The sequence below is a fragment of the Rodentibacter trehalosifermentans genome (assembly GCF_002000545.1).
Lineage (GTDB): Bacteria > Pseudomonadota > Gammaproteobacteria > Enterobacterales > Pasteurellaceae > Rodentibacter > Rodentibacter trehalosifermentans.
Map to the genome: position 1 here is coordinate 1 of NZ_MLHL01000037.1, position 23116 is coordinate 23116.

Annotated in this window: 19 protein-coding genes; 6 read left to right on the forward strand and 13 right to left on the reverse strand. The window is 42.0% G+C overall.

Annotated features, from left to right (window positions below; all coding sequences use genetic code 11):
- Positions 1–139: 139 nt before the first annotated feature.
- The 5 genes from BKK52_RS06955 to deoD all read left to right on the forward strand — a co-directional run bounded on the left by BKK52_RS06955 (position 140) and on the right by deoD (position 5872).
- Positions 140–964 (forward strand): YadA family autotransporter adhesin, encoded by an 825-nt coding sequence (locus BKK52_RS06955; protein ID WP_077478358.1) that lies wholly within the window; start codon positions 140–142, stop codon positions 962–964.
- Positions 965–1234: 270 nt separating this feature from the next.
- Entirely contained in the window at positions 1235–2878 is a 1644-nt protein-coding gene (locus tag BKK52_RS06960) for an ABC transporter substrate-binding protein (protein WP_077478360.1), read from the forward strand.
- Between the two features lie 62 nt (positions 2879–2940).
- Positions 2941–3573: a pyridoxamine 5'-phosphate oxidase gene (pdxH, locus tag BKK52_RS06965; RefSeq protein WP_077474268.1), complete on the forward strand. Its 633-nt coding sequence runs from the start codon at positions 2941–2943 to the stop codon at positions 3571–3573.
- 244 nt (positions 3574–3817) lie between these two features.
- Positions 3818–5065 (forward strand): NupC/NupG family nucleoside CNT transporter, encoded by a 1248-nt coding sequence (locus BKK52_RS06970; RefSeq protein WP_077421084.1) that lies wholly within the window; start codon positions 3818–3820, stop codon positions 5063–5065.
- An 87-nt stretch (positions 5066–5152) separates the two neighbouring features.
- Positions 5153–5872, forward strand: a complete 720-nt coding sequence (gene deoD / locus BKK52_RS06975; RefSeq protein ID WP_077421083.1) for a purine-nucleoside phosphorylase — start codon at positions 5153–5155, stop codon at positions 5870–5872.
- A gap of 64 nt (positions 5873–5936) precedes the next feature.
- Here the strand turns inward: deoD and gpt are convergent, their stop codons facing one another.
- On the reverse strand, positions 5937–6404 hold the full coding sequence (gene gpt, locus BKK52_RS06980; RefSeq protein WP_077417316.1) for a xanthine phosphoribosyltransferase: 468 nt from the start codon (positions 6402–6404) through the stop codon (positions 5937–5939).
- Between the two features lie 101 nt (positions 6405–6505).
- Between gpt and pepD the strand changes: the two genes are divergently transcribed.
- On the forward strand, positions 6506–7960 hold the full coding sequence (pepD, locus tag BKK52_RS06985) for a beta-Ala-His dipeptidase (protein ID WP_077474269.1): 1455 nt from the start codon (positions 6506–6508) through the stop codon (positions 7958–7960).
- Between the two features lie 40 nt (positions 7961–8000).
- Here pepD and tehA read toward each other — a convergent pair whose 3' ends face one another.
- From tehA to rpoC, 12 genes are all read right to left on the reverse strand, one after another.
- Positions 8001–8945, reverse strand: coding sequence for a dicarboxylate transporter/tellurite-resistance protein TehA (tehA, locus tag BKK52_RS06990; protein WP_077478362.1), 945 nt, complete (start codon positions 8943–8945; stop codon positions 8001–8003).
- 388 nt (positions 8946–9333) lie between these two features.
- The gene (locus BKK52_RS06995; RefSeq protein ID WP_077414321.1) at positions 9334–9984 is read right to left on the reverse strand and encodes a stress protein; all 651 of its coding nucleotides are present in this window, start codon (positions 9982–9984) and stop codon (positions 9334–9336) included.
- A gap of 9 nt (positions 9985–9993) precedes the next feature.
- The gene (locus tag BKK52_RS07000; protein WP_077414318.1) at positions 9994–10572 is read right to left on the reverse strand and encodes a TerD family protein; all 579 of its coding nucleotides are present in this window, start codon (positions 10570–10572) and stop codon (positions 9994–9996) included.
- A 46-nt stretch (positions 10573–10618) separates the two neighbouring features.
- Positions 10619–12118: a helix-hairpin-helix domain-containing protein gene (locus BKK52_RS07005; RefSeq protein ID WP_077478364.1), complete on the reverse strand. Its 1500-nt coding sequence runs from the start codon at positions 12116–12118 to the stop codon at positions 10619–10621.
- A complete protein-coding gene (locus BKK52_RS07010) occupies positions 12115–13707 on the reverse strand; it encodes a PP2C family serine/threonine-protein phosphatase (protein ID WP_077478366.1) in 1593 nt (530 codons plus the stop codon). The genes BKK52_RS07005 and BKK52_RS07010 overlap by 4 nt, the downstream gene beginning before the upstream one ends.
- A gap of 2 nt (positions 13708–13709) precedes the next feature.
- Positions 13710–14747, reverse strand: coding sequence for a TerY-C metal binding domain-containing protein (locus BKK52_RS07015; RefSeq protein ID WP_077478368.1), 1038 nt, complete (start codon positions 14745–14747; stop codon positions 13710–13712).
- A 9-nt stretch (positions 14748–14756) separates the two neighbouring features.
- Positions 14757–15395, reverse strand: a complete 639-nt coding sequence (locus tag BKK52_RS07020; RefSeq protein WP_077478369.1) for a vWA domain-containing protein — start codon at positions 15393–15395, stop codon at positions 14757–14759.
- A gap of 54 nt (positions 15396–15449) precedes the next feature.
- The gene (locus BKK52_RS07025; RefSeq protein WP_077478371.1) at positions 15450–16088 is read right to left on the reverse strand and encodes a vWA domain-containing protein; all 639 of its coding nucleotides are present in this window, start codon (positions 16086–16088) and stop codon (positions 15450–15452) included.
- Between the two features lie 9 nt (positions 16089–16097).
- On the reverse strand, positions 16098–16763 hold the full coding sequence (locus BKK52_RS07030) for a DUF4328 domain-containing protein (RefSeq protein ID WP_077414302.1): 666 nt from the start codon (positions 16761–16763) through the stop codon (positions 16098–16100).
- 8 nt (positions 16764–16771) lie between these two features.
- On the reverse strand, positions 16772–17143 hold the full coding sequence (locus BKK52_RS07035) for a hypothetical protein (RefSeq protein WP_077414300.1): 372 nt from the start codon (positions 17141–17143) through the stop codon (positions 16772–16774).
- Positions 17144–17152: 9 nt separating this feature from the next.
- Positions 17153–18151 carry a TerC family protein gene (locus BKK52_RS07040; protein WP_077421217.1) on the reverse strand — a complete coding sequence of 333 codons (999 nt, stop codon included), beginning with the start codon at positions 18149–18151 and terminating at the stop codon, positions 17153–17155.
- Between the two features lie 669 nt (positions 18152–18820).
- A complete protein-coding gene (rpoC, locus tag BKK52_RS07045) occupies positions 18821–23089 on the reverse strand; it encodes a DNA-directed RNA polymerase subunit beta' (protein ID WP_077478373.1) in 4269 nt (1422 codons plus the stop codon).
- Positions 23090–23116: the final 27 nt, after the last annotated feature.

A 23116-nucleotide genomic window follows, 5' to 3' on the forward strand; every position in this document is an offset into this window, starting at 1 on the left:
GGGCGGTAATAGCACCGTTTCCGGTGATAGCTTGGTGAAAGGCAATGCCACCTTTGAGAAAGATGTGACCGTCAACGGCACACCTTCAACCAAAGATTTGACAGTCACCTAGACGGCAGCTACCGCTAAAGATTTAAGAGTGGGCGGTAATAGCACCGTTGCAGGTGACAGCACCGTGAAAGGCAATGCGACAATTGAAGGCACAACGACCACTAAGGATCTCAACGTAACAAACAACGTGACAATTACGAAAGATTTAACCGTAGGTGGAAATAGTACGGTTGCCGGTGACAGTTTAGTGCAAGGCAATTCAACAGTTTCAGGAAATTTAACGGTTGAAAAAGATTTCGAGGTTAAAGGAAATACCATCTTACAAGATGTCACGATTAATAATTCCCTAACACTTGCGGATGATGCCAAGATTGATTTAGGTAACTCGGATATTGAAGGCAACTTTGATATTTATGGTGATACCGATAAGAAAACGCTAAGTCAGGCATTGACACAATTGCAAATGGAAGGACCATTAGTTTACGTTGATCCTGAATCGGGTAAAGATGTTCAACGTCAAACAGAAGTTGTTCGAGTTAATAGTGGTTCGGATAAACCTGTACGGGTAACCAATGTTGCCGATCCTAAAGATGCGACTGATGCCGTCAATTTAGGCTACTTTAATCAAAAACTATCCTTAAATATGGGAGAAGTTCATAGTCGTATCAATCGTGTTGATCGCCGTTTACGCAGCGGTATTGCATCGGCTGTAGCAATGAGTTTATTACCACAATCCTCTCGTGCCGGAGAAAGTATGTTGAGTCTTGGAGGCGGCACTTACCGTGGTGCCTCTGCGATTGCTGTCGGCTATTCAAAAGTAACGGATAACGGTCGTATGATTATTAATATTGGAGGAAGTGCCAATAACTCAGGTGATTATGCTGGAGGTGCCGCAATTGGCTGGAAATTTTAATTAACGAAAAGTGCGGTCAAAATTGATGGTGTTTTTAATCGTTGTAGTTTGACTGTCACTTTAAAATTGAAATAAAGAATGGGTGTACAAAGTACGCCCATTTTTATCTGGAGCGCATAAGTTTTTGGAAAATATTCATCAGAAAGGTTTTTAATGGAATAACAACAGTTGATAAATTTTTTGCTATCGGTAAACTCAAACACACCATTTCAATTTTTCCTGAAAAACGGATCGTCTCTATCGGTTTTATTTTCAATTAGAGGATACATTATGAAACTAAAAACAACCTTAACACTTGTGACGGCTTCCTTATTTTTAGCCGCCTGTGATCAATCAGGCACTTCGGATAAAAATGCACAAGCAGCAAATCATTCCGCCTCATCAAATAATACGTTTGTGTATTGCACGGCGAAAGCCCCTTTAGGTTTTAGCCCGGCACTGGTGATGGAGGGAACCTCTTATAATGCCAGCTCACAACAAGTCTATAACCGATTAGTCGAGTTTAAAAAAGGTTCAACCGATATCGAGCCGGCGTTAGCTGAAAGTTGGGAGATTAGCGAAGACGGTTTAATCTATACTTTCCATCTCCGCAAAGGCGTGAAATTCCATACCACGAAAGAATTTACTCCAACTCGTGATTTCAACGCTGATGATGTGCTTTTCTCATTCCGACGTCAGTTAGATCCAAATCACCCTTATCACAATGTGTCAAAAGGGACTTATCCTTATTTCAAAGCAATGAAATTTCCTGATTTATTAAAATCTGTGGAAAAAGTCGATGATAATACGGTGCGTATCACTTTAAATAAAAAAGATGCCACCTTCTTGGCAAGCTTAGGTATGGATTTTATTTCTATTTATTCTGCGGAATATGCTGATGCGATGCTAAAAGCGGGCAAACCGGAAACCATTGATCATCGTCCTGTGGGGACGGGTCCTTTTATCTTTGTGGATTATAAAATTGACCAGGCTGCACAATATGTCACCAATGAAAATTACTGGAAAGGCCGCACGCCACTTGATCGCTTAGTGATTAGCATTGTGCCGGATGCCACCACCCGTTATGCCAAATTACAAGCCGGAACCTGTGATTTAATCTTGTTCCCAAATGTGGCGGACTTAGCCAAAATGAAAACCGATCCTAAAGTTCAATTATTAGAACAAAAAGGGTTAAACGTGGCTTATATTGCCTTTAACACGGAAAAAGCCCCTTTTGATAATGTGAAAGTTCGCCAAGCATTAAATTATGCGGTAGATAAAAAAGCTATTATTGATGCGGTTTATCAAGGTGCAGGCACACCGGCGAAAAATCCATTACCACCAACGATTTGGAGCTATAACGATGAGGTTCAAGACTATCCTTACGATCCGGAAAAAGCGAAACAGCTTTTAGCTGAGGCGGGTTATCCGAACGGTTTTGAAACAGATTTCTGGATTCAACCGGTGGTGCGTGCCTCTAACCCAAATCCAAAACGGATGGCAGAGCTTGTGATGGCAGATTGGGCAAAAATCGGCGTGAAAGCCAACCCGGTGACCTATGAATGGGCGGATTATCAAAAACGGGCAAAAGCCGGCGAATTAACGGCAGGTATCTTCGGCTGGTCGGGCGATAACGGCGATCCGGATAACTTCTTATCGCCATTATTAGCAAGTACCAATGCAGGCAATTCCAACTTGGCACGCTTCAAAAATCCCGAATTTGATGCGTTATTAGACAAAGCCATTGGCTTAACCAACAGAGAAGAACGTGCGGCCCTCTATAAACAAGCCCAAGTGATTGCACATGAGCAAGCCCCTTGGATTCCGGTAGCACACTCCGTTGGTTTTGCACCGCTCAGTCCTCGTGTAAAAGGCTATGTTCAAAGCCCATTTGGTTATGATGCTTTTTATGGTGTGAGCGTGGATGGTAAATAGTCTATCACATTGATATGTTAAGCCCTTATTTCTCATAAGGGCTTTTTTAACAGGAGACGAAAATGGATTTGCATAATATTCGAGAGGAATACCGTAAACGTGTGCTCTCACAACATGATTGCCATAAAAATCCCCTTTCACAGTTTGAATTGTGGATGAACGAGGCAATAACAAGCCAAGTTAATGAACCTACAGCGATGAATATTGCAACCGTTGATGAAAATCATCGACCAAGTAGCCGTATGGTATTACTTAAAGAAGTTAATCAACAAGGTTTTGTCTTTTTCACGAACTACCACAGCCATAAAGGGCGTGCTATTGAACATCACCCTTATGTGGCGCTGACATTCTTTTGGGCGGAACTGGAACGTCAAGTGCGGATTGAAGGTAAAGCAGTGAAAATCCCGGACGAACAATCTGACGAGTATTTCGCCAGCCGACCTTATACCAGCCGTATTGGTGCTTGGGCAAGTGAGCAAAGTGCGGTTATTTCCGGCTATCAATCGCTCTTAACAAAAGCAGCGCTGATAGCGGCAAAACATCCCATTAATGTTCCTCGCCCATCCCATTGGGGCGGCTATCTCGTTGTCCCGGATTGCGTAGAATTTTGGCAAGGTCGCCCAAGTCGCCTGCACGACCGTATTCGCTATCGTCTTGAAAATAATCAATGGGTTCGTGAACGACTTTCTCCTTAACCTTCAGTGTAAAATAAGGTAAAAAATGACCGCACTTTTGGAGCTCGGTGTCTTATTGTGCCAACACAAAAATTAGATGGTGAGAACACTGGGCCAGCTAGCTCTTATACAAAAAATGCGGTATCGATCACATATTGGCAATTTATTGAAGGATTGTGTTACTTTTTTGGGAAAAAGTTCACACAATTTAGCAAAAAAACAGTAGAATGATGCCAATTTTATCTTTAACGATTCTGAGGTGTCTATGAGTGTTTTAATGAGCATTCTTGGTATGGTGGTGTTGATTACCATCGCATTGTTATTCTCAAATAATCGCCGAGCGATTAATTGGCGAACAGTGATAGGGGCGTTTGCAATCCAAATTGGATTTGCCGCCCTTATTTTGTATGTGCCGGCAGGGCAAAAAGCATTGGGAGCAACCGCAAATGCAGTGCAAAATGTCATTGATTACGGTAACGAAGGGATTAACTTCGTCTTTGGCGGATTGGCTGACCCAAGCAATGTCGGCTTTATTTTTGCTGTGAAAGTGTTACCGATTATCGTGTTCTTCTCCGGTTTAATATCCGTGCTTTATTACCTAGGCATTATGCAGGTGGTGATTAAAATCATCGGTGGTGCATTACAAAAAGTATTGGGTACCTCAAAAGCAGAATCCATGTCGGCTGCAGCAAATATTTTCGTAGGACAAACCGAAGCGCCATTAGTAGTAAAACCTTACATCAGCCGAATGACAGAATCTGAATTGTTTGCCATTATGGTGGGTGGATTGGCTTCTATCGCCGGTTCGGTAATGGCTGGCTATGCCGGTATGGGGGTTCCGCTCACTTACTTAATCGCCGCCTCATTTATGGCAGCACCGGCCGGTTTATTATTCGCAAAAATCCTTTACCCGCAAACCGAAAAATTTACCGATATGCAACCGGATGCTGACGATAGTGAAAAACCTTCAAACGTATTAGAGGCAATGGCAGGCGGTGCAAGTGCCGGTATGCAATTAGCCTTAAACGTAGGGGCAATGTTGATTGCATTTGTAGCATTAATCGCACTCATCAACGGTATTTTAGGCGGTATTGGTGGTTGGTTCGGCTACAACGATTTAACATTACAGGCAATCTTCGGTTGGGTCTTTAAACCGCTTGCCTACTTAATCGGTGTATCTTGGGAAGAATCAGCCATTGCAGGGCAAATGATCGGGCTGAAATTGGCCGTAAACGAATTTGTCGGCTACCTTGAATTCACAAAATATTTACAACCGGATACGCCTGTTGTATTAACCGAAAAAACCAAAGCTATTATTACTTTTGCACTTTGTGGCTTTGCAAACTTTAGCTCCATCGCCATCCTAATTGGCGGCTTGGGCGGTATGGCACCGAATCGCCGTGGCGACATCGCCCGTTTAGGGTTAAAAGCCGTTATAGGTGGAACATTAGCCAACTTAATGAGCGCAACCATTGCCGGTTTCTTTATCGGCTTAAGCGGTGCAGTGCTATAAAAGTGCGGTTAATTTTTAATATACTTTTGCGCCACGGTTAACGTGGTGCATTTCTTTCAAATAATAGTCAAAAAAGAGGTAAATATTATGACTCCACATATTAACGCGCCGGAAGGTGCATTTGCTGATGCAGTGTTAATGCCAGGCGATCCGCTTCGTGCGAAATATATTGCAGAAACATTTTTAGATGATGTCAAGGAAGTGACCAATGTACGCAATATGCTTGGTTTCACCGGCACTTATAAAGGTCGTAAAATCTCGGTGATGGGACACGGCATGGGAATCCCATCTTGCTCAATCTATGCCAAAGAACTAATTACCGAATATGGCGTGAAAAAAATCATTCGTGTCGGTTCTTGCGGCGCAGTAAAAATGGATGTCAAATTGCGTGATGTGGTGATCGGGTTAGGGGCTTGTACGGATTCTAAAGTAAACCGCATTCGTTTCAAAGACAATGATTTCGCCGCCATTGCGGATTTTGGTTTAGCCAGTGCCGCAGTTGCTGCCGCAAAAGAAAAAGGCATTGCGGTAAAAGTAGGTAACTTGTTCTCTGCCGATTTATTCTACACACCGGATGTTGAAATGTTCGATGTAATGGAAAAATACGGCATTCTTGGCGTGGAAATGGAAGCCGCCGGGATCTATGGTGTAGCAGCAGAATATGGCGCGCGGGCATTAACCATTTGTACGGTATCCGACCACATCCGCACCCACGAGCAAACCAGTGCGGAAGAACGTCAACTAACCTTCAACGAAATGATTGAAATTGCGTTAGAAAGTATTTTAATTGATGATAAAAACGCCTAGTTCAAGGCTGGAAAGAAAAGAGCGGTCAAATCCTCAGGATTTTCAACCGCTCTTTTATTTAGGCTTATTTTCTCGCAAGAGGGGGAACAAACATTAAACCTAAATCCCAAGGTTGTTCAATCCAAGTATTTTGTGGAATATCAATGACATAATCGTCCACTAATTCTGCCCCTGCCGGTTTAGCAAACACGGTAACAAATTTAGCATTAGGGTACATTTCACGAATGGCACGGGCGGTGTTGCCGGTGTCCACCAAATCATCCACTACAATAAAGCCTTCGCCCCCATTTGGCACTTCCGCAGCGTGTAGCACCTGTAGTTCGCCTTGATTTTTATGATCGTGATAACTGGCGATACAAACGGTTTCTACGTGGCGAATGCTCAATTCACGCGCTAATACTGCCGCCGGAAATAACCCGCCACGGCTCACAGCAATAATGCCTTTCCATTGAGAAGCGGGAAGTAAACGTTCTGATAATTTGCGGGCGTGCATTTGGAACATATCCCAAGTCACCACATATTTTTCGCTCATAATTGCACCTTAATATCAATAAATAAAAATTGCGTAAGGATAACCTGAAACAAGGTTTTATGCTATTATTTCGTGAAATTTTTCGTCAAACAGGAGCGAATATGTCTGAAATTGCAACACTACAACCCCAATTATTATGGAAATGGTTTGATCAAATTTGTGCTATCCCTCATCCTTCTCACCATGAAGAAGCCTTGGCAAATTTCATTGTCAATTGGGCAAAAGAAAAACGCTTTTTTGTAGAACGGGATGAGGCAGGCAATGTGCTGATTCGCAAACCGGCAACGGCTGGCATGGAAAATCGCACACCGGTTGCGTTACAGGCGCATTTGGATATGGTGCCGCAAGCCAATGAAGGCAATCCACACGATTTCACCAAAGATCCAATTCGTCCTTATATTGAGGGCGATTGGGTGAAAGCACAGGGTACAACGCTAGGGGCGGACAATGGCATTGGTTTAGCCTCTGCCCTTGCGGTGTTAGAAAGTAAGGATATCGCCCATCCCCCGCTTGAGGTGTTGCTTACCATGACAGAAGAAACCGGTATGGATGGTGCATTAAATCTTCGCCGTAACTGGTTAAAATCAGACATTCTCATTAATATGGATACGGAAGAAATTGGTGAAATTTACATAGGTTGTGCTGGGGGAATTAACGCTAACTTGGCATTACCCATTGAACGGGAAACCAACCATTTCGAGCATTGCGTTCAGCTAAACTTAAAAGGCTTGCGTGGCGGGCATTCCGGTTGCGATATTCACACGGGCAGAGCCAATGCTATTAAACTGTTAGCACGGGTACTGGCAAAACTTTCCCAAAACCAACCGCACTTTGCCTTAGCGGAAATCCGTGGCGGTTCTATTCGCAATGCCATTCCCCGTGAAGCAGCTGCCGTACTAGCGTTCAATGGTGATCTTAATGCCCTTGAAAGTGCGGTCAAAAATCTGGAGGTTTTACTCAAAGAAGAATTAGCCATTGCCGAGCCAAACTTAACCCTCTTTGTTGAACCGATAAATAAAGCTGAAACAGTATTCACTCAACAAAGCACAAAAACCGTGATTCACTTGCTCAATGCCTTACCAAACGGCGTGATTCGCAACAGTGATGTGATTAAAAATGTGGTGGAAAGCTCGCTCAGTATCGGCGTATTAAAAACTGAGGGCGACAAAGTAAAAGGCACGATTTTAGTCCGTTCATTGATTGAAAGCGGTAAGGCTTATGTGACCGAGCTATTAAGTTCCGTTGCCACTTTAGCCGGTGCAAAAACCGAATTCTCCGCCCCTTACCCGGGTTGGAAACCGGTGAACGACTCCGCCATTCTCAACCTAACGAAAAAACATTATGCTGAAGTATTAGGTAAAGAACCGGAAATCAAAGTCATCCACGCAGGTTTGGAATGCGGTTTACTCAAAGAGCATTATCCGCATATTGATATGGTGTCTTTAGGTCCGACCATCCGCAACGCCCACTCACCGGATGAAAAAGTACAAATCTCAGCGGTGCAGACATATTGGGAGGTGTTGGTGAGCGTGTTGGGGGGGATCTCAATCAAATAATGAAAGTAAAAAACGGTTGTCATATCACAACCGTTTTTCTTTACTTCACCCAAAACTCCCTTTTCACCCACTTCCACAAGGTCATCAACACAAGTAATCCCATCATCAAATTTGCAAAGATAAAGGCAAATATGGCAATGGCGGATAGCACTTGGTTGTGGTAAAAAACAACCGCACTATTTGCCATGGAGGCTAAGCCGAATGAGAAAGCCCATAAACCGATGTTTAAGCCTTTTTCAATAATCCAAGGGAAAATTCTCAATAAAAAAAACATCTGCAAGAAGCCATAGCCCCATAGGATTTTGGCGAAAGTATCGATTTCCCCTTGATTAACGGCAAGATAAGCGGATGTGCCAACAAATGCGGGAGCAAGGATAATCCCCATGGTGGCTCGGAAAGGCGGTTCTAAGGAAGAAATGCGTAGATGTTGGAGCAATACGGGTTCAAACATTATCCAAGAAATGAAACCGGCACCCAAAAATAAATAGCCAAGATCATAATACCCCAGTAAAGCCAGTGAACTTGCACTGGTGAAATTGGCGGCGACAGCGGGTAAATAAAAGGGGGGGCGTGTTGATTTTTGCTCAAAAATCCCCCCTTTCCAGAGTTCACTTATCCTAAAAGAAGAAAACAGTAATTGCCCGATGGTTCCAAGCCAAATCATCACTTCCGCTATCACAGGATTCCAACGATAGACAATATCACCAACTAACATTGTGGTAATAGGAATCAACGCAAGAAAAGAAAAGCGAACAGGGCAACGATACTCTTCCTTCACTTCGTGAAAATAATCACGCAATTTATACCCATACATAGCAATAAAGGCTAACCAAACGATCATTGCCGTAATGCCGATCACATCACTCATCATTTGCCCCCAAGGGAAGAAGTCCGCCAAATGCCACCACGCCAAAGACAGCGCAGCCAAACCAAGGGGAATACCGAAATAGCCGGTGGGTAAAGGGAAAGGTTTTATTGTTTTCATTAAAATGCTCCTCACTGCGAAAACGTGAGAAAAGTTTAACATAAGATAAAAAAATAGAACTATTCTAAAAAGTTCTAAACTATTCCTAAAAAATCCTAAAATTTCGGTATTATGCAGCAGTTGCACAATGTTGCTTTTTTGTTATCTTGTAGGGACACACTGCGTGTGTCCGAATTTTAACATATTGAAATAATTGATTTTTATAACGGACACACGCAGTGTGTCCCTACGTTCTGTTAAAATTTCTGTTTTTGTGCATTTGCTACATAATACCGTAAAATTTAGTAAAAATGACCGCACTTTTCTGCGATGTTTATATACAGAATGAAAAGTAAAAAACCTGTGTTGATCTCATCAACACAGGTTTATTTAGGGTGAGTTATTGTGATTATTTCGATCCTGCCGAAAATTCAAATCCCCAATCGTAATATTGGCTGCATTCTGCGTGTCCGTTAAAGAAATTGATTTCTTTACGAATGGCCATTTGTGAGCCAAAGAAATCAATGGCGGCAATAGCGCAGAAAGTGCGGTGATCACGTTGCTTGCCCATTTCAACCACAATTTCAGGCTGATTTGGGACTTTTACTGTCACCACCGCATCAGATTGTGCCCAGTTAGCTACGCCCTCATAAATAAAGCAGTACACTACTAAACGGCGTAAATCTTGAATGCCTTTTGGGTTGACTAAGATATTTTCCCCCCCTTCACTACTACCACTGCGATCATCACCACAATGCCACACCCACGGAAAATCGGTATAACGTCCTTGACGGCTTAATTGATTACGCGCACCACCACGCCCTTTAGAGAATTGTAAACCGTCAATCATTCCTGCTGTGCCGTCATTGAGTTCCCAATAGATGCCTAAATCCAAATCAATTTCTTTATTACCACCAAATAGACCGGAAAAGAAACCGCCTTTTTTCTGTTGCGACCAATTTAAGTTGATCGTAATTTGTTGATCAGAGGCTTTGGAGAGATCAATCTTGTGGCTATCGCCTTGTTTCTCTAAGGTAATTTTACTTAATGAGATTGTCATTTTATTTTCCTACCCTACGTTTACACCATATTGTTGGCAAAGTGCAAATAATCCACCTGAATAGCCTTGCCCAATAGCACGAAATTTCCATTCACCGTTATGACGATAAATTTCGCCGAAAACCATTGCGGTTTCTGTACTGTAATCCTCCGATAAGTCAAAACGAACCACTTCTTCATTCGTATCATTATTCACTAAACGAACAAAAGCGTTACTTACTTGCCCAAAGTTTTGACGGCGAGCTTCTGCTTCGTGAATGGTGACGGTAATAAAGAGTGATTTAATATCACCTTGAATCTGATCGAGTTTTACGAGCACGCTTTCATCATCACCACTACCATTTCCGGTTAAATTATCACCGGTATGCTCAACACCACCACAAGGTGAGCGCAATTGGTTATAGAAAATAAAATAACTATCTGAAGGCACTTTGCCATTTTCAGCTGTCATAAAAATGCTGGCATCTAAATCGAAATCCTGCCCATCAGTAGAGCGAGAATCCCAACCTAAACCAACCAATACATTTTTTAAACTTGGATCCGTTTTACTTAATGAAACGTTTTGTCCTTTTGCTAAAGAAATTGCCATTGTTTACTCCTATTTTTTGTAAAAATTCATAAAAAAATGACCGCACTTACGCACCAGCGATCTGAACGATAAGTAAGCGTCCTCCTTCACCTTTTTGTAGTAGAATTTGTCCACCTTCTTCCAATTTCACCTTTTCACCAATGGCAATAGGTTGCTTGGTTTTAACATTAACCATTTGTGATAAATGTTCATTTATCAGCCACCAGTCGCCTTGATAGAAACGGAAATAGCCCATTCGTTGAGCATCGGCAGCTTTGAGTTTTTCGTTCGGGAAAATACGTGTGTCAGCGTGCCATTTATAAATGCCTTGTCCGTCATAGACCATAATGCGGTGATTATCCGGACGATAACTGCCATTAGGGGCAGCAGAATAAAGATTTAATACCGGTAATTTTCCTTGATGTGGCACCCCACAAAACGGGCATTTAGGTTTAGTCGAATTATCAAAGGCATACCATTTTTGTTCGCACTGTGGGTTTCTACACGGTTGCAATAAATCAACGGTTTTTACTAAAGCCTGCTCCCATTCATCGGCAGTCGGTCTACCTGCCGGATTATGCAAGTCAGAAATAAATGCACGCTCAAATAATGCACTTAAATAAGGTCCGGTAATTTTGTAAGGGATTTTATCTGTATCTTTCCACGGCAATTCCGTTGGGCGAAGATTGGCAACTTTTATGCGATTACTTTTATCTTTTGGGTGCTCAATAAAGAGTGCTTTTTCACCCATTGCCAATTCTTCATCTCGCTGGCTATCATTCATATCAAAAACTTTGTCGCCTCGAAGTGGATGCCGGTAAAGCAAATACATATAAATCAGTACTGCAAGGGCGTGCAGATCGGTCGTTCGGCTTGGTAGCTTTCGTTTAGGATCTTTTTTATCCAAATGTTGGGTTGCCACAACTTCCGGCGCAATAAAATCCGGTGTACCAACGACTGTGGGTGGATGTTTTCCCGGGACAACCAAGCCATCAATATCAATCAGACAAGCTTGTCCGGTTGTCGGATCAATTAAACAGTTTTTATAACCCAAATCACTATGACTTAATCCTGCCATATGCATTCTGCGCACCGCACGCGCTAACATCAAACAGACTTTCAAATGCAACATCCAGTCGCCCAATTCTTTCGGGTCGAGAAATTTATTGCGATTGGAGGCTGAAGCAAACCATTTGCCGTCTTTATCTTTTCCCTTAATTTGCAACATATCGTTATGACGACTGCCGTATTGAAAGAAAAAACAATCTCGATAAAAAGGACTCACAACACCTAACTTACCCTGATACTCCACCACCGCAGTAGGCCAACAAAATAACTTTTTCAGATATTCTCCGCCTTCTTGTTCAAAAATGCGTTTTCGGTAAGTATCAGTAATCATTTCTAACCGCTCTTTGGTTTCCTGATCGGCTGATTCACGAAAAAACGCCACCACATAATCTTTATTAGGCGAAAACATTACATCTTTCATACCACCCTGGGCTTTAACTTCATCGACAAATTCAATCTTTTGCCCATTCGTGGCGGTTAAACGGATAATTTGGCTCATTGATTTACTCCCTGATTATCCAATACCCGGTCACTCGCTTTACTGAGAGTAATCGTTGTTGTTATGTTATTATGTGTCACGTTAATGGTACGCTCGCCCTTGTCTTCAATACCATTTTTAGCGGTGTCTTGTGCCTCTCTTTCTCCATTTTCTAACACTTTTTCTTCAGTATTTTTTTGTACGCTATCGTTTGGTTCGTTTGCTAATAATCCCCGTTCATTTGTTTCACAAACGGTCAAACTTTGCTGCTGATTTACCAATCCATCCCACTCAGATTTCGGAATGAACATTGCCAAAGTGCGATCATCGTGTTCGCCTTTTGACCAAAAATCTAACCACTGTTCTAAGGTTTTAGCCGGATTTTCAGCTTGTAGCGGCGATTTCAATTCTGACCATAAATCTTGCCAAGCCGCTATGCTTTGCAATTTAGCGTCTGTTTTAAATTTAGGATCAGAAACACCGTCAGTCATCAACATTAAGATCGGTGCATAATCTTGCAGATCGGTATAGATCCGAGAAATCAGTTTTTCCGGTTCAATTTCAGCACGGTTTAAAAAGAGGGTTTCACCTGAATAGCTACCGGTATCCACTTCGCCCAATAATTTCACTTTTGGAAAACCTAAATCTAAAATGGCGACAGCGCCATCGCCAATCCAATAAGCGGCGGTAAACCATTGGTTATTCTCAAGAGGCAAAGTTAATGCCAACAACAAGGTACAAGAGAGGGATTTCACAGGGATTTGTTCTTTTTCCGCTTGTCTTTCTTGGGCGAAAAAAGCCGCTTGCACCGCTTGCAACAACAAACCATTCGCTATTCCCTTTAATTTCTTCATTTCAGAAACAGCTGCAATCGCCTGATATTTTTCATTTTGTTCCAGCTGTTCCAATACTTTTTCTTTGGCTGCCTCTACCGCTAATTTTGAACCGAAGCGAGAAAATTCTGCGCTGCCGGCACCATCTGCAACAGCAATAAAATGCACACCGCTTTTTTCGTGGAAAGTCATAGCAAAATCATCATCGCAACAAGTGCCTTTATGAGCGTGAGAACGACCACGCATTCTTGCTGCCAGTAATTTGCCAAATTTTGTTGAAATTTCATCGCTTGCACTGTCTACTTTCCAAAAGCGGTCATTTTGATCACTGGAAATATTATTCCAAAGTTTTTTCGGGTTAGGATTGATCCAAAGTGTCCCTAATGCGGTAGCCCCCTCTTCCAATAAAAAAGAAAGTTGAACTTCACCACTTATCGTAGGTGTGCCTTCAACCACTTTTTGATCAGCATTCCAGCTTAAACCACAGGTTTGCAAAAAACGAATTTCTTTAATCAAAACATCATTATTTGGCTTACAAAAATAAGGTTCATCTTGTTTAGCATTCTCAAGCTGAATACTGGGCACTCTGTTTTGCACGGTTGTTCTTTCTGTTGGCATTATGATTTTCACGTTTTCTATTCCCCGCCGAAAATTAAGCAGCGTTTCAGCAAACAGATGAACTAAAGTCGTATGTTGCGCAGCAAAAGCGTCAATCGTTTTCTCATCTGCTTGCCCCAACCAAGATTTAGCTTGTTGAAGTTGATCTAATGCATTCATTACTAGCCCCTAGCTCGGTTAATCTCAAAATCGTCACCTTCAGGATCGAAACCGAAAAAGCAATCTTGTTGGCATTTCGGACAAACCGCCTCGCCTAAACCATCAATACAGAAAACCTGCCCACAATCACACATTGCAAAAGCAAAAGGAGCGCCACAATGAGGACAACCACCACCGCCAATTAATTGTGAAGATTTTATCGTTTGATTATTTGGACGATTATCTGACCAATCTTCATAATCTTTTTCGAGTGCATAAGCACCGACATAGTGATATTCCGCATCGCCAAATATCACCTCCCCAAAACGTTCCCATTTCATTAAATAAGGCAATTTCACTTTGCGACATAATCCCATAACAATGGCATAATTCTCATCAAGTGCGGTCAATTCTTCACTATTTTTGGCTAATGAAATTGCGTTGTTTTCCAATAATTCTTTATTGAGTGATACCGGTGTTTCAAGACCAAGAGAACGGCTTTGACTACTAATTGAACTTGCAATCGTTTCACACAATGCCTGATAAACACGCTCAATATCTGCATCATCTAAACGATAAGTGAGATCGGCGATTTCATTTAATGTTGATAAGTCAGCAAATTTGCCAATGCCGATATTGATCAACTTGGCTCGCTGTTTAAATGTCGCTTTCCAGCGTTGAATAGCTTTACCGGTATCATCCGTGCTTGAGCCGTCCGACATAACATAAACCAAAGGTTTCCAATCACCTTTTTGTTCCGCTGTGCTGAGGATAATGTCTTTATCCATACAATCCATTGCGTGATTTAATGCGGTGCCAATAGAAGTACCTGAACCAATGGGTAAACGAGGGGGATAGAAATTCATCAATTCAGTCAGTGGTGCAAGTGTGCCGGCTACACCGGCAAAACCAATAACGGAAAGATAAACGGCTTCTAAAGCATAAGGATCTCGTCTTAATTGATTAACCAAGCGGTTCATTCCTTCTTGCATTTGGCGAATATTTTCGCCCACCATACTTTCGGAAATATCAATCACAAGATAAACAGGTAAACGACGCATAATTCTTCCTTATAACACAATGTTGATTTCATCGGGCGGAGGCGGTAGAGAATTGCTTGTCGGAGCACCAACACTAACACTTGTTTGTGCCACTGAAGCAGAAACCCATTGGAAAAATTGGGCAAAACTGTTTAAATCCATCGTATCTAAAGAAACAACGGTATCCGTTAATTTTTTAAGTATATTAGGATCCGCTTTAGGGCCTGCTGCACAGGCAACGATATTGCCGAAATTCAAGGATTTAATCAGAGGAATAGCATTGTTGTAAGCCATTACATCTGAAGGCTTGCCATCGGTAAGTAAGATCAAGATCGGGCGCCAATCACCTTTTTGATTGGTAGACCCCAAAATTCGTTCTTTTTGTACCGCACTTGCCAATTCTTCCAACATCTTCCCTAAGAAAGTCGGGCCGCTGTCCGGTGTGCTAACCGTTGGGAGCGTCACATCTTCAAGTGCGGTCAAAGGAAGTATATTTTTGATTTCACTATCAAAGGTAAAGATTGAGAGATAAACGCTATCCAATGCATAAGGATTTTGTCGCAATGCGGATAATAGCGATTGCAAACCTACATTCACCGCTTCAATAGGCTCACCTTTCATTGAACCGGAAGTGTCAATACAAATATAAGTGAGAAGTCGTCTAGACATAATTTAACGGTTTTTAAGCTAGCATAATAGGCAGAGAAACGCCGCCCCATTGGTTTATAGCACAATATTTAATTCTGCCGGTGGTGGAGGCAATTCGTGTAAACTGCCTACGTCTTTTTTATTTAAGTCCACTTTTTGACTTGAAACAGAAATAGACGCTGAGACCCATTTAAAGAAGGCTTTAATAGAGTTAGCATCTGCGGTATCAAGCGAAACCACGGTTTCCGTAATTTGTTTTAATACATTCGTATCAGCCCCCGCACCGGCAGCACAAGCGACAAAAGTACCTGTTTTCACTTGACGAATTGCCTTGATCCCTTTTTGTAAATCGTCTGTTGGTAATCCATCTGAAAGTAAAAATACAACAGGTTTCCAATCGCCTTTTACTTCCGCTGAACCTTTTTGCACTTCTCGATTAATGCAATCCGCCAATAGGGTTAATGCTTCGCCCATTGCCGTTACGCCTGAAGCTTGAATATCAGGCATCTGAAAACGCATTAATTCTGTTAAAGGTGTCACTTGTTTTGCGTGGCTATCAAAGGTAATGACTGATAAATAAGCGGTTTCTAATGCATAAGGATCTTGGCGTAAAGCCGAAACTAACATTTGTAAACCATTACGAACCGCCTCAATGGCTTCACCCATCATTGAGCCGGAAGTATCTACTAATAGATAAACGGGTAAACGACGCATAATTTTCTCCTAGTAAGATTTTTGTAATGAAACCGGTTTAGATTGATTAGCTTTTTTCTGCCATTTATCCACGTTATAAATGAGATAAAAGATCATCACACTCATCGTAATCACAAATACATATTGCAATAATGTTGCATTGAGAAGGAAGTGGTATCCATTGAGGGTCTGTAATTCACCAATTCTTTTCAAAATAGCGTTCAAAATCGAAGAGGGAAAATGTAAAAGCCACCAAATAAGAAGGAATACCTGAAATTTTTTACGTTGAACCGAACCAAACATTACTTGTTGGCTCTGTGTAATCACTTCTTTAAAGACGGAATAAGGTTTCCACAGGTTAGCAATTGGTACAAACCACCACCAAACTACGCTCGCGTGGCTATATCTTAGATTTTTTGCGCCTAATGCAGAGAGGTTAACGTGGGCTTTATACAACCACACTAAATAGGCAATCGCAAAAACAAACAAAGCAAGATAATAAAAGCCATCCAGTTTTGCGCCATACATTTCAATCCAATCCGCAAAACTAAGCTCTGCTTCAGTGATGGTGCCATTTTCAATTTTATTTAAAAATATTTTGGTATAAACCAAAATAACAAAACTAAAAATTTCTATGGCAAATACAAGTGCTAATAATGATAAGCAGATTTTAGTTAAATACTTATTTTTTAACATAATTTCCTTCAATAACAACGTTGTGTTTCCATACCATTTTTACGATTTAATTCTCTTGCCGCTTCGCAAGCAGAACGAGATTGTTTTCCGGCACAATTTTGGTTAAACCAATTAATCATTTGCTGATGTTGAGCCACTTTATCGTTATAATTATTGACGGAAACCTGCGAATATTGATCGATATAGGTATTTTGTAGCGCCTTACCTAACCATTTTGCTTGATTATAAATTTCTACGCATTGCTCCATCTGGGCATCGGAAATAACCGGAACATAGCCTTGAGTAAAAGACGTTGGTGGCGCAGTGTAAGGCTGATTAGCCATTGCAAAACCAGCCAACAAACTACAAACAGTTAAAAAAGTCCGTTTTTTTGTTGACATTCTCTACTCCTATTTTTCTTTTTCAGGGAAAATAAACGAGGCAATCACCCCTATAGCTAACACGCCCAATACGATAAATAAGCTCGTGTTTGGTGAAATATGAATACCGGTGTCGCTGATTGCATGGTTCCAAGATTGAATTCCCATTTTGACACCTATAAAGAACAACAGGGCGATAACCGCTTTTTCGAGGTGGATAAGGTATTTGGTTAAAGCGGCTAAAATAAAATAGAGGCTACGCAAACCAAGAATGGCGAAAATCATTGCAGCATAAACTAATAATGGCTCTTGTGTTACCGCAATCACCGCAGGCACAGAGTCGAAGGCAAAAGCAACATCTGATGTCTCAACTGCCATTAAACAAAGAAACGCCGGTGTAACGTATTTCAAGCCTTGACGTGTCGTTGAAGCAACTTGTTCAGCATTCATTTCTGAATGGTTAACAAGAAAGCGCTCACCAAAAAGTTTGGTATAAATTGGCATAAGTTTGCCGGTTAAGCGTACACTCCAATGGTTTGAATAATCTTCAATCTCTTCCTCCTCATCATTACCACTTTTGAGCATTTTCCACCCACTCCAAATGACAAAAATAGCAAAAACGAAACCAACCCAAGGGCTTGCGGAAAATAATCCTGTTCCAATTACTACAAAAATAGCGCGGAAAATTAATGCACCAATAATCCCCCAGTAAAGAATTCGGTGTTGAAGTTTTCCTGTGATTCCAAAAGAAGCAAAAATAGCAACAAATACCATTAAATTATCAATAGATAAACTCTTTTCTAAAACATAACCGGCAAGGTATAGATCAGCCCATTCTGCATCAAAGCGAAGCCACAAATAAACATAGAAGCAGAGCGCCAAGCCAATCCAAAATATCGACCAAAGTGCGGCATCTTTTACGCTAATTTCTTTGCTATTACGGTGGGCAAATAAATCTAAATAAACAGATAGCGCAATGACACCAAAAAAGACAATAATTGTTTCGAGAGGAAAGCCGAAGTGTGCCATAGAATCCTTACCTGACAGAAATAAACTAAAAACTTTCCTATTCTAAAAAAAAAAACAGTTGTCAATAAAAATAAAAAAATTTAGGGTCTGAACTAGATTTGCAAGTATGTCGGTCTATAAAAATGAAGATAACTCATTGTAAATTAAAGAAAAGCAGACAAAGAAAGATTAGTTGAATTTTTCGCACAGGATGTCACCGCCTGCTCAGCTTTGGATATTTTAGGTATTCAAGCCTCAGCTATCCTGTGATGACAAAATACGACAGGTCATTGAATATCATCTCACTCTTGAATGAAGAAGATAAAACTTTTGAAGGGAAACGAAATCGAGGTGCAACGGAGAAATGGCGATAGTACAAAAATGTGAGAAAAGTTTAACATAAGATAAAAAATAGAACTATTCTAAAATTTCTAAACTATTTCTAAAAAATCCTAAAATTTCGGTATTATGTAGCAAATGCACAAAAACAGAAATTTTAACAGAACATAGGGACACACGCAGTGTGTCCCTACAAGATAACAAAAAAGTAATGTTGTGCAACTGCTGCATAATACCGTAAAATTTAGTAAAAATGACCGCACTTTTGCTCCTCATCGCTAAGTAATTATCCCTATTATCCCCAATAAAAAAAGCCCCTTTCGGGGCTTTTTCTTTAATCTATCTGCAAAATTAATCTTCCATTTCAGAATTTAATAATGCCGCAAGGTTTTGCGTGGCATCGTCAGCGATAAACTCAAATTCCGCTTCGATATCCGCATCGCTTGCGAAAGCTGAAACAGGTTGTTCAATCGCTTCCACCGCAAGTTCCGCTGCTTTTTGGCGGTTTTTAATGCGGTTTTGGTGATAGGCAAAACCGGTACCAGCCGGGATTAAACGACCCACGATCACGTTTTCTTTCAAGCCACGTAATTCGTCACGTTTACCTGCCACAGCCGCTTCGGTAAGCACACGTGTGGTTTCTTGGAACGATGCCGCCGAGATGAAGGATTCCGTTGCAAGAGAGGCTTTGGTGATACCCAATAATTCACGTTCGAATTCCACCAATGGTTTGCCTTCTGCTTCACGTTTACGGTTGACGATTTTCACACGAGCCACTTCCACTTGCTCCCCTTCGAGGAATTCAGAATCGTAAGCTTTTGTGATCACCGCTTTACGCAACATTTGACGAACAATGACTTCGATGTGCTTATCATTGATTTTTACCCCTTGTAAGCGGTAAACATCTTGCACTTCATTGACGATATATTCGGTCACCGCACGCACGCCGCGTAAACGTAAAATATCATGTGGTGTTTCCGCACCATCAGAAATCACATCACCACGTTGTACCATTTCACCTTCAAATACGTTGAGCTGACGCCATTTTGGAATCATCTCTTCATAAACTTCACCTTCGGTTGGGGTAATCAACAAGCGGCGTTTACCTTTGGTTTCTTTACCGAAAGAAACGATACCTGAAATTTCTGCCAAGATCGCCGGCTCTTTTGGCTTACGGGCTTCGAATAAGTCTGCCACGCGTGGAAGACCACCGGTAATATCCTTGGTTCCTACCGATTCTTGTGGAATACGCGCCAATGGTTCACCCACTTTCACTGCCGCACCATCGTCTAAGCTGACGATAGCTTTACCCGGTAGGAAGTATTGAGCGATTACATCGGTTTCAGGCAAGAAGATATCATCACCGTTTGCATCCACCAATTTGATGGTTGGACGTAAATCTTTACCTGCGGTTGCACGTTCACCCACATCTTGGACCACAACGGAAGACAAGCCGGTTAATTCATCGGTTTGACGTGTTACGGTTAAACCATCCACAATATCCACGAATTTCACAAAACCTGCCACTTCAGACACCACTGGCATCGTATGCGGATCCCAGTTTGCGACGGTTTCACCTGCGCTAACCTCTTGACCATCCCCTTTGTTTAACACCGCACCATAAGGCACTTTATAATGCTCTTTGGTACGACCAAAGGCATCGGTGACGGTTAATTCGGTATTACGCGAAGTTAAGACAAGTTTACCTTCGTCATTGGTCACGAATTTGGCATTAATTAAATGCAATGTACCGGTATTTTTCACCTGTACGCTGGACTCTTTCGCTGCCGCCGATGCCGCACCACCGATATGGAAGGTACGCATGGTTAGCTGTGTACCCGGCTCACCGATTGATTGCGCAGCGATAACACCCACAGCTTCACCTTGGTTGATGAGGTGACCACGAGCAAGATCACGACCGTAACATTTCGCACACACGCCATAATCCGTATCACAGGTTACTACCGAGCGAACTTTCACGCTGTCCACAGAGTTTTCATCTAATACATCACAGAGTTTTTCATCTAATAAGGTATTACGGGCAATGAGAACCTCTTCTGTTCCCGGTTTATAAATATCTTCTGCCGCAACACGACCTAGTACTAACTCACGAAGTGGCACTTTTTCATCGCCCCCTTCAATTAATGGGGTCATCACCAAGCCTTCGTGGGTACCACAATCGTCTTCCACGATAACCAAGTCTTGTGCTACATCCACTAAACGACGGGTTAAGTAACCGGAGTTTGCGGTTTTCAATGCGGTATCCGCCAAACCTTTACGCGCACCGTGGGTAGAGATAAAGTATTGAAGTACGTTCAACCCTTCACGGAAGTTAGCGGTGATTGGGGTTTCGATGATCGAACCGTCCGGACGGGCCATCAAACCACGCATCCCGGCAAGCTGACGAATCTGTGCCGCAGAACCACGCGCACCGGAATCGGCCATCATAAAGATGCTGTTGAAAGAAACTTGTTTTTCCGGTTTACCTTCACGGTTGATCACTTCTTCTTGCGACAAGTTTTCCATCATCGCTTTGGCAACACGTTCATTCGCTGCCGCCCAAATATCGATCACTTTATTATAGCGCTCACCGGCGGTTACAAGACCGGATTGGAATTGCTCTTGAATTTCCGCCACTTCTTCTTCCGCCGCAGAAATAATTTCGTATTTCTTCTCCGGAATGACCATATCATCAATACCCACTGATGAACCGGAACGGGCTGCATAAGCAAAACCGGTGTACATAATTTGGTCGGCAAACATCACTGATTCTTTCAAACCTAAACGGCGATAAGCTTCATTAATCAGTTTTGAAATGGCTTTTTTACCTAAGGTTTGGTTGAACAATGCATACGGCATCCCCTTTGGTGCAATCATCCATAAAATGGCACGACCAATGGTGGTATCGGTAAGTGTGGTTTTTGTTTCAAACTCACCGGCTTCATTTTTCTCATATTCAGTAATACGCACTTTGACACGAGAATGTAATTCAGCCTGACCGGTACGATAGGCTTTTTCCGCCTCTCTTGGGTCTTGCAATAACATGCCTTCACCTTTACCGTTCACTTTGTCACGGGTCATATAGTAAAGGCCTAGCACCACGTCTTGTGATGGCACAATAATCGGCTCACCGTTTGCCGGTGAAAGCACGTTGTTGGTAGACATCATCAACGCACGGGCTTCTAATTGTGCTTCAAGGGTTAATGGCACATGAACCGCCATTTGGTCACCGTCGAAGTCCGCGTTAAACGCCGCACAAACGAGTGGATGTAATTGAATGGCTTTACCTTCAATTAAGATCGGCTCAAAGGCTTGAATACCCAAACGGTGAAGGGTTGGCGCACGGTTGAGTAGAATTGGGTGCTCACGAATCACTTCCGCAAGAATATCCCAAACAATGGCGTCTTCACGCTCAACCATTTTCTTCGCCGCTTTAATGGTTGTTGCATAGCCACGGCTTTCTAATTTCGCATAGATAAACGGACGGAATAATTCCAATGCCATCTTCTTCGGTAAACCACATTGATGTAGGTGCAAGTATGGCCCTACAGTGATTACGGAACGACCGGAGTAATCCACACGTTTACCCAATAAGTTTTGACGGAAACGACCTTGTTTACCTTTAATCATATCCGCAAGCGATTTTAACGGACGGCGGTTAGAACCGGTAATCGCACGACCACGGCGACCGTTATCTAATAAAGCATCAACGGATTCTTGTAACATTCGTTTTTCGTTGCGTACGATAATATCCGGTGCAATCAAATCCAATAAACGTTTTAAACGGTTGTTACGGTTAATAACACGACGGTATAAATCGTTCAAATCAGAGGTCGCAAAACGACCGCCATCAAGGGGCACTAACGGACGTAAATCCGGTGGAAGAACCGGTAATACGGTCATTACCATCCACTCCGGTTTATTACCGGATTGTACAAAAGCTTCGAGCAATTTTAAGCGTTTAGTGATTTTCTTACGTTTTGTTTCAGAATTGGTTTCTTGTAACTCTTCACGCAATTTCTCACATTCCACTTCAAGATCCATACCTTTTAACAGATCTTGGATGGCTTCTGCCCCCATTTTGGCCTCAAATTCATCTTGCCAACGATCTTCGGCATCAAGGTATTGCTCTTCTGTTAATAATTGACCACGTTCTAAATCCGTCATGCCCGGTTCGGTCACAATGTACATTTCAAAATAAAGAACACGCTCAATATCACGCAACGGCATATCAAGTAATAAACCGATACGGGATGGAAGAGATTTTAAGAACCAAATGTGTGCCACCGGTGAAGCCAATTCAATGTGCCCCATACGTTCACGACGCACTTTGGTTTGTGTCACTTCAACGCCACATTTTTCACAAATCACACCACGGTGTTTTAAACGTTTATATTTACCGCATAAGCATTCATAATCTTTTACCGGCCCAAAGATACGCGCACAGAAAAGACCATCACGTTCAGGTTTAAACGTACGGTAGTTAATGGTTTCAGGTTTTTTCACTTCACCAAATGACCAAGAACGGATCATATCCGGTGAGGCTAACCCAATTTTAATCACATCAAAATCTTCACTGGTTTTTGACTGTGCTTTTAGAAACTTAACTAAGTCTTTCACAAATGTTCTCCTGTCGGAGTTAAAGGT

What these genes read in the sequence shown, in the direction of transcription:
- BKK52_RS07040 (WP_077421217.1), bottom strand. Translation starts at nt 18,151, where the DNA reads ATGGCACACTTCGGCTTTCCTCTCGAAACAATTATTGTCTTTTTTGGT.
- BKK52_RS07005 (WP_077478364.1), bottom strand. Translation starts at nt 12,118, where the DNA reads ATGAGCCAAATTATCCGTTTAACCGCCACGAATGGGCAAAAGATTGAA.
- BKK52_RS07025 (WP_077478371.1), bottom strand. Translation starts at nt 16,088, where the DNA reads ATGCGTCGTTTACCCGTTTATCTATTAGTAGATACTTCCGGCTCAATG.
- BKK52_RS06960 (WP_077478360.1), top strand. Translation starts at nt 1,235, where the DNA reads ATGAAACTAAAAACAACCTTAACACTTGTGACGGCTTCCTTATTTTTA.
- tehA (WP_077478362.1), bottom strand. Translation starts at nt 8,945, where the DNA reads ATGAAAACAATAAAACCTTTCCCTTTACCCACCGGCTATTTCGGTATT.
- BKK52_RS07030 (WP_077414302.1), bottom strand. Translation starts at nt 16,763, where the DNA reads ATGTTAAAAAATAAGTATTTAACTAAAATCTGCTTATCATTATTAGCA.
- BKK52_RS07000 (WP_077414318.1), bottom strand. Translation starts at nt 10,572, where the DNA reads ATGGCAATTTCTTTAGCAAAAGGACAAAACGTTTCATTAAGTAAAACG.
- BKK52_RS07010 (WP_077478366.1), bottom strand. Translation starts at nt 13,707, where the DNA reads ATGAATGCATTAGATCAACTTCAACAAGCTAAATCTTGGTTGGGGCAA.
- pepD (WP_077474269.1), top strand. Translation starts at nt 6,506, where the DNA reads ATGTCTGAAATTGCAACACTACAACCCCAATTATTATGGAAATGGTTT.
- deoD (WP_077421083.1), top strand. Translation starts at nt 5,153, where the DNA reads ATGACTCCACATATTAACGCGCCGGAAGGTGCATTTGCTGATGCAGTG.
- BKK52_RS07020 (WP_077478369.1), bottom strand. Translation starts at nt 15,395, where the DNA reads ATGTCTAGACGACTTCTCACTTATATTTGTATTGACACTTCCGGTTCA.
- pdxH (WP_077474268.1), top strand. Translation starts at nt 2,941, where the DNA reads ATGGATTTGCATAATATTCGAGAGGAATACCGTAAACGTGTGCTCTCA.
- BKK52_RS06995 (WP_077414321.1), bottom strand. Translation starts at nt 9,984, where the DNA reads ATGACAATCTCATTAAGTAAAATTACCTTAGAGAAACAAGGCGATAGC.
- BKK52_RS07035 (WP_077414300.1), bottom strand. Translation starts at nt 17,143, where the DNA reads ATGTCAACAAAAAAACGGACTTTTTTAACTGTTTGTAGTTTGTTGGCT.
- BKK52_RS07015 (WP_077478368.1), bottom strand. Translation starts at nt 14,747, where the DNA reads ATGCGTCGTTTACCTGTTTATCTTGTGATTGATATTTCCGAAAGTATG.
- BKK52_RS06970 (WP_077421084.1), top strand. Translation starts at nt 3,818, where the DNA reads ATGAGTGTTTTAATGAGCATTCTTGGTATGGTGGTGTTGATTACCATC.
- gpt (WP_077417316.1), bottom strand. Translation starts at nt 6,404, where the DNA reads ATGAGCGAAAAATATGTGGTGACTTGGGATATGTTCCAAATGCACGCC.